The organism is Flavobacterium johnsoniae (genome assembly GCF_030388325.1).
Lineage (GTDB): Bacteria > Bacteroidota > Bacteroidia > Flavobacteriales > Flavobacteriaceae > Flavobacterium > Flavobacterium johnsoniae_C.
In genome coordinates, this window is the sequence record NZ_CP103794.1 from 3,566,034 (window position 1) to 3,580,757 (window position 14,724).

10 protein-coding genes are annotated in these 14,724 nt (G+C 50.6%); 3 read left to right on the forward strand and 7 right to left on the reverse strand.

Annotated elements, in window-relative coordinates:
- Positions 1–2: 2 nt before the first annotated feature.
- The 6 genes from NYQ10_RS15565 to NYQ10_RS15590 form a co-directional block, all read right to left on the reverse strand.
- A complete protein-coding gene (locus NYQ10_RS15565) occupies positions 3–1,961 on the reverse strand; it encodes an LTA synthase family protein (RefSeq protein WP_073411708.1) in 1,959 nt (652 codons plus the stop codon).
- A gap of 169 nt (positions 1,962–2,130) precedes the next feature.
- Positions 2,131–3,396, reverse strand: coding sequence for a sensor histidine kinase (locus NYQ10_RS15570; protein ID WP_289877183.1), 1,266 nt, complete (start codon positions 3,394–3,396; stop codon positions 2,131–2,133).
- Positions 3,393–4,067, reverse strand: a complete 675-nt coding sequence (locus NYQ10_RS15575; protein WP_073411704.1) for a response regulator transcription factor — start codon at positions 4,065–4,067, stop codon at positions 3,393–3,395. Before NYQ10_RS15575 ends, NYQ10_RS15570 begins: the two co-directional genes overlap by 4 nt.
- Before the next feature lie 315 nt (positions 4,068–4,382).
- Positions 4,383–5,033 carry a DUF1345 domain-containing protein gene (locus NYQ10_RS15580; protein WP_073411702.1) on the reverse strand — a complete coding sequence of 217 codons (651 nt, stop codon included), beginning with the start codon at positions 5,031–5,033 and terminating at the stop codon, positions 4,383–4,385.
- Between the two features lie 39 nt (positions 5,034–5,072).
- Positions 5,073–6,593: a phosphoethanolamine--lipid A transferase EptA gene (gene eptA / locus NYQ10_RS15585; protein WP_073411701.1), complete on the reverse strand. Its 1,521-nt coding sequence runs from the start codon at positions 6,591–6,593 to the stop codon at positions 5,073–5,075.
- A complete protein-coding gene (locus tag NYQ10_RS15590) occupies positions 6,580–7,479 on the reverse strand; it encodes a phosphatase PAP2 family protein (RefSeq protein WP_073411699.1) in 900 nt (299 codons plus the stop codon). Before NYQ10_RS15590 ends, eptA begins: the two co-directional genes overlap by 14 nt.
- Positions 7,480–8,347: 868 nt before the next feature.
- On the opposite strand from NYQ10_RS15590, the gene NYQ10_RS15595 reads away from it, so the two are divergent.
- From NYQ10_RS15595 to NYQ10_RS15605, 3 genes are all read left to right on the forward strand, one after another.
- On the forward strand, positions 8,348–8,563 hold the full coding sequence (locus tag NYQ10_RS15595) for a hypothetical protein (protein ID WP_073411697.1): 216 nt from the start codon (positions 8,348–8,350) through the stop codon (positions 8,561–8,563).
- Positions 8,550–9,812 carry an NRAMP family divalent metal transporter gene (locus NYQ10_RS15600; RefSeq protein ID WP_073411695.1) on the forward strand — a complete coding sequence of 421 codons (1,263 nt, stop codon included), beginning with the start codon at positions 8,550–8,552 and terminating at the stop codon, positions 9,810–9,812. Before NYQ10_RS15595 ends, NYQ10_RS15600 begins: the two co-directional genes overlap by 14 nt.
- Positions 9,813–9,997: 185 nt before the next feature.
- Complete coding sequence (locus NYQ10_RS15605) at positions 9,998–10,243, forward strand: hypothetical protein (RefSeq protein ID WP_073411693.1); 246 nt, start codon at positions 9,998–10,000, stop codon at positions 10,241–10,243.
- Between the two features lie 449 nt (positions 10,244–10,692).
- Here the strand turns inward: NYQ10_RS15605 and NYQ10_RS15610 are convergent, their stop codons facing one another.
- A complete protein-coding gene (locus NYQ10_RS15610; RefSeq protein ID WP_289877184.1) occupies positions 10,693–14,484 on the reverse strand; it encodes a hypothetical protein in 3,792 nt (1,263 codons plus the stop codon).
- Between the last annotated feature and the right edge of the window lie 240 nt (positions 14,485–14,724).

The following is a 14,724-nucleotide window of genomic DNA, read 5'->3' on the forward strand; positions in this document are numbered from 1 at the left end:
GCTTATTTTAAAAGTTTGTTTGTAAAAAGGTAATCAGCGGTCTGGTACCAGGCGATGGTCTCTTCAAGAAAGGGCCTGTCCATCGGAAGGGGGCTCAGGCTGTTGTCCGATTTTTTCCAGCTGTAGAAGGCCTGCCTCTTCTGGTCGGAGAGTATCATCACCCGGCTGCCCTTCATGAGCGCGAGCTTGCGGTATGTTCCCAGGAATGCGCGCTGCTCGAAATCGGGGTCAAGGATGTCCCTGCCGAAGAAATCGGATTCGTAGTGCCATTTGAACATCGAAAATACGGTAGGCCAGAGATCGATCTGCGAGCACTGCTTATCCACCTTGCGGCTTGCCGTTTCGGGCATATTCACAATAAAGGCGGGGATATGGTAGTTGGCAATGTCTATCTCATCCTTTCCTGCGCTGCTGGCGCAGTGGTCGGCAACGACAATGAAGACGGTATTCCTGTACCAGGGCTTTTTGGACGCCTGGGCAAAGAGCCTTTTCAGGGCATAGTCGGCATACTTGACAGCCCCCTCGCGTCCCGTTCCGGACGGGATGTCAATGCGGCCCGAAGGATAGGTGTAGGGCCTGTGGTTGGAGGTGGTCATCACGAAATTCAGGAACGGTTTTCCCTGCTTATGCTTCTGGTCGGCAGTGCTGATCATTTTATTGAAAATATCTTCATCGCAGATTCCCCATGCATTTTCAAAGGTGACCTCGCTGTCTGCGATATTATGCCTCACTGTGCTGATGCGGTCGCTGAGCACGCTTCCGCGCCCGCGGTCATAAATGCTGAAGCCGTTGCCTCCGAAATAGGAGTTCATGTTGTCGAAATAGCCGTCGCCGCCGTAAAAAAAGCTGCAGTCATAGTTCTTGGACCTGAAGACATTGCTGATGGTGTACAGGTCTTGGTTTTCCGGCCTTTTGACGATCGACTGGCCCGGAGTGGGAGGAATGCAGAGCGTCAATGCTTCCATGCCCCTTACCGTTCTGGTGCCCGTGGCATACATGCCGGTGAAGAAAACGCTCTTCTGGGCAAGGCTGTCCAGGAAAGGGGTCAGGTTCTGCCTGTTTCCGAATTCGGCCATAAAATCCGCACTGAAGCTTTCCATGAGGATAAAGACCACGTTGCTGCGCTGCAGCGGAGACTGGGCGTCCTTTATGCTGCGGTGGATCGAATACCCTGTGGAGGCAAAGGATACCGTGCTGTCTGCCAGTTTTGATTTGACTATGCTGAACGCGCGGTCATTGCCGATGGAGGTGTAAAACTGCTCATACTTCATCTGGTTATTGCGGAAAGCGGCAAAAAAGGAATAGATCCCCGATTTGGAAATTTCGGAATTGTAGCGGTTTGGCGACCATTCGGCCTGGCTGCTGGAGATAAAAGTGATATAAAATGATGCCGCCGCCGTGAAGAGCAGCAATATGGAAACCCTCTTCACTATGTCCGTGTTGCGGGCGAATGCGGCGGCAAAGGCCTTTGATCTGTGGAAAAACAAAAGCACCATAGCCGTTACTGCCGCCACTGATACAATCAGAAGGGGAAGCGGATAGGACTCCTGTATATTGGCAATGACCTCGTAGGTGTAGATCAGATAGTCCACCGCAATGAAATTGAAGCGGGTCCTGAATTCCTCCCAGAAGGTGATTTCGGCCAGAAAGGTGAAAACCAGTATGAAGACATTCAGCGCCGTAAAGAACCAGATTATAATCCTGTCGGCCAGCGAGCCGGTCCATCTGCCCGCAAAAACGGTATAGTACAGAACGGCAGGGTAAGAAATCAGCGCAATGGTTCCGATATCAAAAAAAAGCCCTGTCAGCAGCGTGCGGATGACATCAAAAATGCTTAGCGAAACCTGGCCATGCTGCCAGATGAAAAGGATGATGCGCAGCAGCTGCGAAAACAGCAGAAACCATAAAATAAAATGAACCAGCAGCGCGTATCTGCCGGTTCTCAAAGACAATTTACCCATAACTCAATAATAACTCAGCAAAGTTTACATTGCAATGTTGTAGTCATTCTGAATTTTTGGTTTTTATTAAGAAATATTAACCCTGTTTATGAAAAAAAGCGCATTGCAGCCTGCAGCGCCGACCTGTTAAGACCCCAGCGGAAACGGCCTGCACAAGCAGATGCAGACTCTAGAACTTGACGCTGAAGCAGTGGAAATCGTTGTAATAGGAGTAGGAGATCTTCCATCCGCTTATCTCGGTTATCTTCCTGATGATGGCCAGACCCAGCCCGCTGCCGTTTGCCGAGGCGCCGCCGCTGAAAAAACGTCCGAAGAGCTTCTCAATGGGAAGCGGTTCGGCTTTTCCGGTGTTGAGGACCATCAGCTCGCGGTCCAGAGTCCTGATTATGATATTTCCCTCGGTGCGGTTATGGCGGATGGCATTAAGCACCAAATTGTTGATCAGGATTTCGGCAAGGACCGGGTTTGCTTCTATTTCGAGCCTCTGGGACAGCTGCACATTGACGGCGACCCATTTCTGGCCGGCCTGCTCCGTAAAGAAGTCCAGATGCTTTTCTATATGCTCATTGACGGAAAGGCTGGTTTTTTCCAAATAGATCTCATGCTCTATTTTGGAGAGCAGCAGCAGATTTTTATTGAGCCTGTTGAGCTTTGCCACATCCCTGCTCAATGCTCCCAGCACGCGTGTCTGGTCCCTGTCGAGCCGCATCTGGAAAAGGGTGTCGATCTTGTTCTGGAACAGCGCCAGGGGAGTCTGCAGCTCATGGGCGGCATTTTCGACAAACTCCCGCTGGCTTTTGTAGATGGCCGTATTTTTTTCGATCAGCGCCTCAAGGCTTCTGTTCAGGCGTTCAAATTCGTCGATGTCAGTCTCCAGGAAATGAGGGGGCTTGTTCTTGTCGATCTCAAATTCATGGATCTGGTCCAGGGTGTCATAGAAGGGCTTCCACCGCTTGGAGGCCGTCTTTTTGGAGAGCCATACAATGCCGAGGAAAAGCACCAGAAGGATAAAGGTGAACATGCCTGCGATGGTGAAAACCATCCTTTCCATTTCCAGAAGGTGGATCTTTTCGGTATACGTGTATTTTTTGCCGGCAATTTCCACAGGGGCGTATATGATTCGGAACGGCTCTTTCTCTTCTGCCGTCGAGTCTTCGATCATGGTGCCCACAATGGAATCTCTGGTGACTCCCATATCGGGCATAATGGTGAAATGCAGGTTGTACCTGTTCCAGGTTTTGATGTCTTCGGGAGTGAAGTTGCGGCTTGACTGGTTAATGAATGCGTTTTTATGCTGCACGAGAACCTCCTCGGTTTCGTAGATGAAAAGCCACTGGCTGACATAGTAGAAGATTGGAGCGCAGATTATCAGAATGACGGCGGCAAGCACGAGAAAATCCCTCGTGGTTTTGCCCAGAAGTTTTTTACGGTTCATTTTTCCCATTTGTATCCTTCTCCGTAAACGGTTTTAATATAGTCGCCCGAGCCGGCTTTGGAGAGTTTCTTTTTGAGGTTTTTGATGTGGGCGTAGATGAAGTCATGGCTGTCGAGCATATCGGCCATGTCGCCTGAAAGGTGTTCGGCGATGGCTGCCTTTGACAGGACCTTGTCATTGTTGCCGATCAGGAACAGAAGAAGGTTGAGCTCCTTTCTGGTCAGTTCTAGCTTTCGGTCATTGACCAGCACGGTTTTGGTGAACACCTCGATCCTGATCTCATGGAACACCACGCTGTTGCTTCCCTTGAAGTTCCTGCGCCGAACCAGCGCCTGCATCCTTACCAGCAGTTCGGCAAGATGGAAGGGTTTGGTGAGGTAGTCGTCGGCGCCCAGACTGAAGCTTTCCAGCCTTGTCTCCAAGGTCTCTTTTGCCGATATGATTATTACCCCGTCGGTCTTGTCTTTGCTTCGAAGCTCCCTGAGGATATCAAAACCATCTCCGTCGGGAAGGCCCAGGTCAAGCAGTATGCAGTCGTAGTCATAATTGTCAATCTTATGGATGGCCTGCGCATAATTGTGCGCCGTTTCGCATTTTACGCCGTTGTCCTTGAAATAGCTCTGTATGCTTTGAGCGATATCCTGTTCGTCTTCTATGATTAAAATTTTCATGATGCCTTTTTCTTACCTCCCCATGACAGTGCATATACCTACTAAATTTAAGAATTTATGGCCAAATATGCGCTGCGGGGGATCATTTTTTTAAATACGGCACTGCCGTGCATATTACAGGATGTAATAATACGGCTCAATTTTGAATTAATTCTGAATTTTTACCTCCAGAGTTTTTTTTTTGCGCAAAAACTTCCTTTAGCTTTCCGGTCTCTGATAAAGATTCCCCCAGCAATGAAAACTGGATGCCGGGAGAATCAAATCAAAAAAAACAGAGTTTGGGTACATGCAAATGTTCCTGTTGGGCTATATTTTTCAGCGCTGGACCATGCTTGAAATTATGTTGATGCTCAATGCCAGTATGGTAGTGTTGAACATAAAGGAGAGCACCCCGTGCACCAGTGCGGTCCTTCTTATCTTCCTGTCCAGTATGGCAACATCGGACACCTGAAAGGTTGTGCCGATCACAAATGAGAAATAGACAAAGTCGAGATAGTCAGGTTCGCCTTTTCCGGGAAAATCAAGGCCATTGAGCGAATAATGCAGATTGGCGTATTTGAAGGCAAATGTGGTATGGACCACCGCCCAGGCCGTTCCCACCGATGAGAGTGTCATCACCACATGCAGCGCCAGCTCGGAGCCTGACTTCTGCTCGGCCGAAACATACAGCAGCACGATCCCCAGAAGGCTGACGGCCGTTGTAAGGAGCATGAACAGGGAAAGCACAGCGCGTCCCGAGTCCTGGTCTTTGGCATTCTTCTTGAGCTCGGCCACACGGCAGGTGAATATGGTGAACCAGGAGAAAAACAGCTGGGTGAGCGAAAAAGCCAGCCATACCGCCATGATGTGCACCGAAGGCCTGCTGGTTCCTATTTCAAGGACAACGGCTGTGAGCAGCCCCGCCGAAGCGGATATTGCCAGCCTTGACCTGTTGCTGAGCCGGTTGATAAATACTGTTCCATTCATATGAAATTATTTTTATGGCTTGTGCCGGTTGTTTGAATCCTATTGGTAAATGTTCATGTTTTCATCGTATACGGGGCTTTCCACATCCAGAAAGTTCAGCACGCTGTGAAAGACATGGTACTGCGACACCGTTTTATTGGTTTTCAGCTTTTTTGAGCCGGGAGATACCCAGACGACAAAGGGTATCTCGAACTGCTCTTTTGGAGCAATGCTCATCGGCAGGCCGTGCATGTAGAGATTATTTTCCCCGAGGGACTCTCCGTGGTCCGATACAAAAATCATCGTGCTGTCAAATTCCTTGAGCTCTTTCAGGTTCTGGATCACGCGGCTCAAAAGGTAATCCGTATAGACTATCGTATTGTCGTAGGCGTTCATCAGCTCCTCCTTTGAGCAGTCGGCAAGCTCGACGCTGGTGCAGACCGGATTGAAATACTGGAACGCCGGAGGATACTTTTTGCTGTAGCTGGGGCCGTGGCTTGTGCTGGTATGCAGCACCAGAAGTATCTTGTCGCTGCTGCTGGCCAGGATCTGCTCCCGGAAAAGGTTCAGCAGGATCTCGTCGTATGCGCATTCGCTGCCCGGACATGCAGCGCCCAGGTATTTCCGGTCCTGGTAATTTTTGATATGAAGCGGCGGCTCTCCCCAGTTGGCGGTCCTCCAGATGACCTCGACACCGTTACGGTACAGGTAGTTGGGCAGAATCTCATAGAGATCGCCGGTCTTTTTATGGTCCAGAATAGCCTTCACGCCGCCGGTGGTATAGGTTGCCGAGGAGACAGCATTGAAGATATGCAGGTTTTCAGTTTTGGAAAGCAGCGGATTGGTGTTCTTCGGATAGCCGTACAGCGAGAAATTGGCCCTTCTTGCCGATTCCCCGATGACCAGCACCACAATGGATTTCTTCCTGTTCCCGATGCGGGCATCGGGAAGCAGGATTTCCTTCTGGTTTTTCTTGTACTGGTGCACGTAAAACAGGGAAGTGTTGACCGCATAGGACCATGGCATTGCCAGCCCTCCCAATTTTTTGGAATTCTTGTCGATCCAAAGCCAGCCTGCCGAATTGATAAATACCAGCGCAAGGGCAATAAACAGGCTGCCTGAGCAGAGCAGCGCGAACCTTTTGAGGGGCTCCTTTATTATCTTTATCCTCAATAGCGCCGCCGCGGGAAGTATCCCGAGCGCGAGCACATAAAGCACCAGCCTGATCGAAAAGTAGGCGCTTGATTCCGCATAATTGGTGTTGAGGATATTCCCGATCATGCTTTCATCTATGATCACGCTGTAGGAATTGATGAAATACAGGGCTGCGGCGCTGAGCGCAAAAAAGAGCGAAATGAGCAGTCTGCCGAAAATTCCGGTAAGGTAAAGCAGCAGGTAAAAGACCAGGAAATCCAGCACCAGCATCAGCGCGATGAGGCTGGCAATGGTCATAATGCCGCTGAATCCCGCGTAATTCAGGTTCCCGAGCACAAAAGAGAAGAAGGGGATATGGAAGAACAGGCAGTTGGCCAGGCTGATTAAGGCTGCCATGCGGGCTGCCGGGAGTTTACCTTTTAACATACGCGGCGGTGATTTTATATAGTGATATGGTCAAAACGAACAAAGACAGGCAGAATATGAAAAGGTGCTCCTGCATGATCCTGAAGGCCAGCGCAAGCCAGCATCCCGTGAAGGCAATGATGAAGAAGGGGTGGTATTTCCTGTTTCCGATCCATTTCCAAATGCGGTACCTTGTTGAGATAAATATGCCGGCAAGGGCGCAGCTGTAGCCTATGATTCCCCCGACAAGAACATCAATGGGGTAATGCGCTCCCAGGGCAACCCTTGTGAGTACAAGCGCGAGACCTGCTGAAACAAAAAGTGCGCACCAGATGATCCTGTTTCGCAGCCTGGCAGGCATAAAGGCAAACATAAGGATGGAAAGCGCCGTAAAAATAGTGATCGAATGCCCAGAAGGCAGGCTGTTGTGCCCTGAGAGGGTCCTTCCGATTATGGTAAAGCTGCCGGTATCATAAAAAGCTGCCGGCCTTGGGACATGAAAGAGCTTTTTCAGCACGCTGGAAAACAGGCAGGAAACCAAAAGGGCAGAGGCAAGAGACTCCCATATCTTAGGCGCGTGCAGCACAAAAATGCTCAGCAGTGATGCCACCACCAGCGTATTTCCGGTTTCGGTGAGATTGTACTGCATTTCAGGATATTGGGACAGGGCGGCATTCAGCATAAAGAAATATTCCCGCTGGATCAGGATATACGATTCGGCGCGCAGCGCATCGAGCATGAAAAGGAATGCGGCGATGAGCAGCAGCAGCACCGCAGGCAGGAAAAAAAGCGAAGGCCGCAGCCTTGAGAAGTTGAATGAAACATAAAGATCCAAAAGGGGATTGGCCTTTTCGGACGTGATTTTTTCGATGGGCCCATCGGCATTTTCGAGGAATAACTGGCGCATTGTCTGGGACTTTGTTAATGATGGCTTTACATTGGCTTAACCAGGGCAAAACATATCGGATTATTTTTGCCGAAAGTTTACAATCCAATTTTGTAATCATCCTGAATTTCCGGACCATCATAAGCGGCGTAAGGAATTTTTTATGCTTCAATGCGCTTACATACAGCGCTTTACGGGTTTCGTTTTTTCTTCAAAATAATCTCCGGAGCGGCGGGAAAGGCGATAGGGGCAATGGAGGGATGGAGGCCAGGAATTTTACAATTGAAAATTAAAATTATATAATGGTGCGCATGTCATAATTTGCTAATTTTAGTCCGTGAAATTCATCTGCATCATACTGGCTCTGATCATAGTTGCCCTTTCCAGCATTCCATGCGAGAGGGGCGCAGGCCCGGCGCGCGGGGCGAACGCCGCTTTGAGCAGCCCTTCGGGCACTTTCCAGCCAGCAGATGCATGCTGTCCGTTCTGCACCTGCGTGTGCTGCCGCAATATCCCGGCTCTTGCGCCTGCTTTTGTGCTGCAGTCCCCTGCGGCGCCTTCAGCCGCTTTCTTATGTCCGGGCTATATGAAGCGCAATGCCTATTCCGCCTTTCGCTGCTCCATCTGGCAGCCTCCCCAGTCAGGCCGCTTTTTTTTCACCTAGGGTTCCGGAGAACCCTTAGGGTCGGATCTGCGCAGACCTGCTGCAGCTTCCGCTTTTCCATTCACGTCCAGACCGCTGCAGACGGGGCCCGGCCAATAGCGCCTGAGCCCCCGGCCGCCATTTCTGCGCTGTCCGCACCCTGCCCGCCGCCATGCTGATGGCGCGGTCCATGGCCGCAGGCTGCGGCGTGCGCGTCCGGCTTTTAAAAAACTACAGAATTACATTATGCAGAAAATATCCAAAGCGCTCTATGCGGCGGCAATGCTGCTGCTGGCGGCTGCGCTGGCTTCGAATGCCGCGCTCTATTTTTCAAAAAGGGGAATCCCGGAAACGGCGAAGGCCCTTAATATCATGACTCCCATTGTAACCCTGGCGTATCTGCTGTCGGTTATGATCATCTATAGAAGATCTAAAAAAAACGGCAGAAATGGGAAGCGCTAAAATAATATCAGCAATAAAAGAAAGGGCCAGAGTGCTTGGTCCGGGCCTCATTACGGGAGCCAGCGATGATGACCCTTCGGGAATCGCAACCTATTCCCAGGCGGGCGCCCAGACGGGTCTTGCCACCTTATGGACCGCGCTTCTGACTTTCCCCCTGATGGCCGCCATCCAGGGAATGTGCGCAAGGATCGGACTGGTCACCGGCAGGGGCCTCACCCTGACCATCAGGGAGCATTATCCCAAGGGGCTGCTGTACGGCGTGCTGCTGATGAGCTTTCCCGCCATTACCCTGAACATCGGAGCCAACATAGAGGGCATGGCTGCGGTTGCAAACATGATTTTCCCCGCTGTGCCGGTTCCGGCCTTCTGCCTATGCATCACGGCGGCGCTGATGTTTGCAATCATCACCTTTCCGTATCGGAAGATCGCCAGCATCCTAAAATGGCTCTGCCTTTCGCTGCTGCTGTACATGGCGGTGCCCTTTATGATGGACCAGGACTGGGCGGCTGTCGCGCGCAATGCCTTTATTCCCACTATTGCCCTGAATAAGGATTTTGTCCTGATACTGGTGGCCATATTCGGCACGACGATTTCGCCCTACCTTTTCTTCTGGCAGGCCACCATGGAAGCGGAGGATGCGGCCCACGGCAGGCAGGATCCCGCTTTGGGCAGACGCAGTCTGGCGGATATGAGAAAGGATGTAAATGCGGGGATGCTGCTTTCCAATCTGGTGATGTTTTTTATCATACTGACTGCGGGAAGCGTCCTTTATCCTGCGGGCATACGCCGGATCGATACTGTGGCCCAGGCGGCTGCGGCTCTGGAGCCCCTGACCGGCAGGCTGACCTATCTTATTTTCGCGGCGGGCGTGCTGGGGACGGGATTTCTGTCCATACCGGTTCTTGCGGGCTCGCAGTCCTATATGCTGGCCGAGACCTTCGGCTGGAAAACGGGCCTTGATAAGAAATTCCATAAGGCCAAGCTGTTTTACATTTCCATAATTTTCTCGCTGGCGGTCAGCGTAGGGCTTGACTTTTTTGGAATCAGCGCCATACAGGCGCTGCTCTACACGGCGGTCTGCTATGGGCTGACCGCGCCGGTGATGGTTGCGGTGGTCCTGCATATCGGCAACAACAGGAAGATAATGGGCGGGCACACCAATTCGAGGCTTTCAAACGCATTGGGCGCCATTGCCCTTATCATCATGTCGGCTGCGGCTGCTGCGCTGCTCTACTTCCTGTTTTTCTAGGGGATGCGCCAGGCGCGGCCCAGCGGATCGGGACAGCCCGATGCCCCAATGGGGCATCGGGTTTTTTTTGCCCCTGCCCGGCAGAACCCTTATATAAGTTTTAACACCGCATAGGCTGGAAATGTGCGGGCAAATGGCTATTTTTGGCAGGCAATCTGCCACCTAAAAAAAAAGAGATTTCTGCAATGGAAAAAACGATACGGCTCAAAGTGAGGAAAGATCTGGATGCACAGCAGCAGTCCGGGGTCATAAAGCTGAAAGGCACCCTCATTTCAAAAGGATATACCCAGATCATCCATATACTGGACCTGAATGAAGAGTTCCATGTCAATACCTTTGAAACGCCATCGGAGAAGACAGCCGAAGCGATGCAGTACATTGCGGCTTTCATCAGCGCGGAGAAGCTGCTTGATGCCGTGATGACAGACTAGCAGGGAGAAGATGATCTCGCGCGTCACGACGCGTCAGAGGCTCAGCCGATGGGTGAAACCGCCCGCTTTTCTGGCTTTTCGGACCACGTGACCTGCCAGGTTCGGCCATCGAGCTGGTCTACGAGGATAAACGTGTATGCATCGGCGGTAGGATAGAGGAAGAACCTTCCGTTTTTTTCCTGCGAGGCAGGAACAAGGCTCTGCAATGAAAGGGGCTGCAGGGACTTCTTTTTAACAGTGCCCCGCTGGAGATGCCACAGCTGTCCATTTCTATGGCTGTCTTCTGCTTTCCTGGGAAAGCAGGGTGTTGACGGACAGCGCTAAAAGGAATATGCAAATTTTTTTCAAATCCATAAAAATTAAATTGGGACGAAATTTTCCTCCTGTCTGAAGTTAAATGTGAAGTCCTGTAGGGGATATGCCCTGCATGGCAGCGCCCAGTGTGCCTGTCAATATTCCAGGCGGTCACGTTCTGCCTGGTCGTCATGATGTCCTGCAGTATTTAAATAATTCTCTGAAATCTGGATAAAAATTTCCGATAGGCTGGGATGGCTGTATTTGTGCAGACCGGCCAGTTTCTGGAAATAGGCGGCATTGTTCTTTTCAATTGTTCCCCCTTCAAAGACCCCTCTGCCTGTAGATCCCCTCTTATTTATAAGTGTCACAGCGAAGTTATCTTTTAGAGCCGGAGTGTTGATGCGTTCGATTGCAGCGCTGATTTCATCCGGCGGCCAGCTGCCGGTGCCTTCTTCGGGAAAATAAGCCAGAAGCATTCCGATATGGCTGTCAGCCGCCTCAAGGCGGCCTCTCTTTTGAGCCAGTTCCCTTACCTGTGCGATCCAATGGTCCATCACATCATTGTCAATTGTATTGTCAGAGCGCACACCCGGAATCATCATAAAATTGTCCAGCAGCTCGTAAGACTTTTGCGCGAGCTGCTCCAGATTTTCTTTAGGTATATTTTTCCTTTCAGGCTCAATATTTTCGGGATCAGCGGGCGTATAGTGCCATGAGAGCACATCCACAAAGAAATGGGGGTTATCTGCCAGTTCGCCGTACAGCTGGCTGGGACGGTAGTCTGAATGGTAGGAATTGAGCACTGAAAGATAAAGCCATTCGAGATTGAGCATTTCGTCTTTGGTTATGTCTTCCCTTTGTGCAGCTTCCTTGAAAAGGCTGGTGACTTCATGCAGCTCCAGCAAAAAATTATCTATGCTTTCTTCTGTTGCGGTCTTATGCAGCACCTGAGCGATTATCTGGGTAGACAGTTGTCTTTTAATGTGCCTTGCTGCCCTGAGAGCGCTTTTAAACCTTTTGTGCTCCATCAGCTTCTTTACGGCCGAAATGCTTTCCTCGGCCGTTGTGCGGTAGAAATAAGGGGGTATGGTTAGCCAATAGGTACTGTTTAGGCTTTCGCCCTTTGATTCGATATAATCCCATAGTTCCTGCGAGTGGTCCACCTGGCTGAAAAGCGCATATTGCTGCTTGTCGTCCAGATTAAGATATTCCAAGTCGGAACAGAGGACAAAAAGCCACTGCAGTCCTTTGGCCGCTGTTTTAGCCGCTATATAGAGGCTTACGAAATTGGCATTTGCATCTGCATTTTTTAAGGTAGAGACGATATAAGCAGTCTCTTCCTTTGTCTGTTCGATTCTGGATAGGGTAAATGCAAGGATGCCGGTTATTTCGGGCGAATCCGCCATAGCGGCAATGCCCTGAATTCCTATTTCTGCCGATAAAATATGAATGGCTTTAGTGCGGGCTTTGAGCACTCTGGCATTGTAGTCGAGCTCATCCTTTTCATCATCGTCGGTCTCCCGGGCGCCCTGCGGGAAATTCACCTGCGAGGATTCAAAGAGCCATCGGTATTTTGCCGTGATGTCTTCGGGTTCCAGCGCGTCGTAAAGAGGCTGGTAGCGGGAAAGGATCTCTTCATCCAATGCCCATGGGGCTTCGGAAGCTGAGCGGTGCAGGTGCAGGATCCTTCTTGCCTCATCTCTGGACAGGGTGCTGTCTTTGGGAATGCGTGCATAATTTTTCTCAATAAAAACCAGAAGCTTTTCACGCTCATCGGCAGAGCTCATTTCAGACGAATGTCTGATGATATCGGCAAGCCTTCCATCGCTGCCGTCAAACATTTCCAGCATGAGGTCCGAAACGGCCCTGAATCCTTCATTTGTCTGTTCAGGGGAATTGGAAGGTGCTGCGCTTTTATCAAAAAGGCGCCATCTCATCCTGCTGTTTGCAGTCCAGTTATCATGATGCTTGGGCATGAGCTTTCTTAGCAGCTCCCATCCTGATTTGGGATTTCTGCTGATGGCCGCTTTCAGTATTTCCATGCGCTCGCCAAGAGCAGCGGCTGTCTGTGGATGCGCGGGCCTGTAGATGTCAGCGAGGCTTCTTGCGGGCCTGTTGCTCAGATTTCCTCCGGGATCCAGTTCAGCGAGTTTTAACAGTATATCTGTTGCCTGAAAAAGATATTCAGGAAGCCATGCCAGACCTTCCAGCGCCCATAGCAGTCCTGTATGGCTGCTGGACTCGCCAAAATAACTGCTGTTTGTCCTGAACATGCCCATAATCTCGGGCTCGTCTTTCTGCAGGGAGCTCTGGACTGCCTTGAAGAAGCTTTTCGGTGATGCCTCGGCAATCAGGGGAAGCTTCCGGTTGGTTTTTCTCCACAGTTCGGCATCGGCATCCAGCAGCAGGCTGCCAACCAGCACGTCCACCCATTTTTCAGGCGCGGAAATTACGGCAGGATTTATGGCTTCGCCATACAGGCTGAGCAGTATCAGTGTCTGGACAAGCCCCTCGCGCGCCCATGGGGAGTACTTTTTCGGAGGGGTAAACGAAAAGGTTATCTGTATAAGATGCGTCTCGCCGCTGTTACCGGGATCGGTAAAGACAGACGGAAAATATTCTGCGAGAACCGAAAGGTCATCTGCTGTGATATGTTTCGAAAGGCTGTTCCAGAGATCGAGCGGGGAAGTCAGCCTCCATGTGCCGCCGATCTGCAGTATGGGGGAGTCCTCAAAGTCCCTCCACCGGTATAAAACTGCCAGATAATCGTTAAAAGGCATTTTAGAAAGCTTTTCCAGAATCTCGCGGTCGCCGGGATTATTGATATTCCATCGTCCGAGAATAAGGGCAGGGATGATTTCGCGTATGTTCTCCGATTTATGCCACGCAGCTTTATTGTCAATATATTTCAGCAGCCTTCGCAGCTTATTGATATCCCTGCCGGCTTCCCTGCTGAAGCGTTCGGCATCTTCTCTGGAAAGGCCCATTTCACGGAGCCCTTCGATCTGGCCCTCCCTGCCGATAGTAGGCAGGATAATGCGTTTGTGCGTTAGCTCGTCATCCGCCCCTGCAGGGATAATCACGTGGTGTCCCTGCGAGACAGCGGCCCCTACTAGGCTTTTATCATCAAATTTGGCAATAAGGTTCAATGAAGTCTTTACGTAGTTCAGCGAAAGGGTTCTGAAGCTTTCCTGATTTTCCACGACCATTGTTTTTGAAAAAAAACGCTGTTTCTCGTCTTGATCAAAACTGTCCGCCGCAGCAATTATAAAGGCAGCTGCCTCCGTTTTGGTTTTGGCCTGTACAGTGATGATGCCGGGATCCCCGCTGAGGAATCCGCTTAGCTTGGCGGTTTCAGCGTCCCTGCCTGAGGTTACGATTTTTGGCACGAGATGTCCCGCTTCTCCGCTTGACCATTCTGCCCAGAACTGTTCGGCGTCCAGAGCGCCTTCCGCCGGCGCCTTTCCGATTTCCCTGGCAAACCATAGTGCGGCGGGTCCGGACTGGTCCAGCCACTGCGTCATATCCACTGCATCATACACGCAGATATCCTTCCAGAGATTCAGCTTCAGCTTTTCGAGCCTCCAAGCCTCTTTGTCTTTCCAGATCCTAGGCGTGACAAATACGTAGGTGCAGTCTGAGGCATCATATCCCAATGGGTTTTCGGCCCTTTTATCAAAATCCCTATCGGCTTTCGCCCTGAAACCCTTATCGGTCCCGAATTCCCACAGCGATCGGCCTGCAGGGACATACGGCCTCTGCTGCTCGGAATATATCAGCCCATCCCAGCCGGGCAGATAGACAGCGCTGCCGTAGGGTATGCTGATCTGCGCTCCGGGAAGGGTGGAGAAATAAACCAGTTTTGAAACCAGATAGGGAAAAAATCCTTTTCCCTGATGTTTTTCCGCCCAGTGCTCTATATCGGTTCTGTCAATTAATTTCATGGGAATGCGATTAAAAATTTGGTTAGCAGTAAAGTTTTTTGATCAATTCAAATTTATGCAATATCCGAAAATCGAGCATATTTTTAAGTTGAAAATTCTTAATATTCTGCCAGTTAAAATACTGTGCCATCGCTGCTGAATCTCCGAGGGGCTTCTCGGTTTAGCGGCGGCGTACTAAACGGCTGATATTGAGCGGTCTGATGAAATTGAAGTGCAGATCATTTTTTAGGAGTCTGGAAT

What these genes read in the sequence shown, in the direction of transcription:
- NYQ10_RS15595 (WP_073411697.1), top strand. Translation starts at nt 8,348, where the DNA reads ATGCAGAAAATATCCAAAGCGCTCTATGCGGCGGCAATGCTGCTGCTG.
- eptA (WP_073411701.1), bottom strand. Translation starts at nt 6,593, where the DNA reads ATGTTAAAAGGTAAACTCCCGGCAGCCCGCATGGCAGCCTTAATCAGC.
- NYQ10_RS15575 (WP_073411704.1), bottom strand. Translation starts at nt 4,067, where the DNA reads ATGAAAATTTTAATCATAGAAGACGAACAGGATATCGCTCAAAGCATA.
- NYQ10_RS15610 (WP_289877184.1), bottom strand. Translation starts at nt 14,484, where the DNA reads ATGAAATTAATTGACAGAACCGATATAGAGCACTGGGCGGAAAAACAT.
- NYQ10_RS15565 (WP_073411708.1), bottom strand. Translation starts at nt 1,961, where the DNA reads ATGGGTAAATTGTCTTTGAGAACCGGCAGATACGCGCTGCTGGTTCAT.
- NYQ10_RS15600 (WP_073411695.1), top strand. Translation starts at nt 8,550, where the DNA reads ATGGGAAGCGCTAAAATAATATCAGCAATAAAAGAAAGGGCCAGAGTG.
- NYQ10_RS15605 (WP_073411693.1), top strand. Translation starts at nt 9,998, where the DNA reads ATGGAAAAAACGATACGGCTCAAAGTGAGGAAAGATCTGGATGCACAG.
- NYQ10_RS15590 (WP_073411699.1), bottom strand. Translation starts at nt 7,479, where the DNA reads ATGCGCCAGTTATTCCTCGAAAATGCCGATGGGCCCATCGAAAAAATC.
- NYQ10_RS15570 (WP_289877183.1), bottom strand. Translation starts at nt 3,396, where the DNA reads ATGAACCGTAAAAAACTTCTGGGCAAAACCACGAGGGATTTTCTCGTG.
- NYQ10_RS15580 (WP_073411702.1), bottom strand. Translation starts at nt 5,033, where the DNA reads ATGAATGGAACAGTATTTATCAACCGGCTCAGCAACAGGTCAAGGCTG.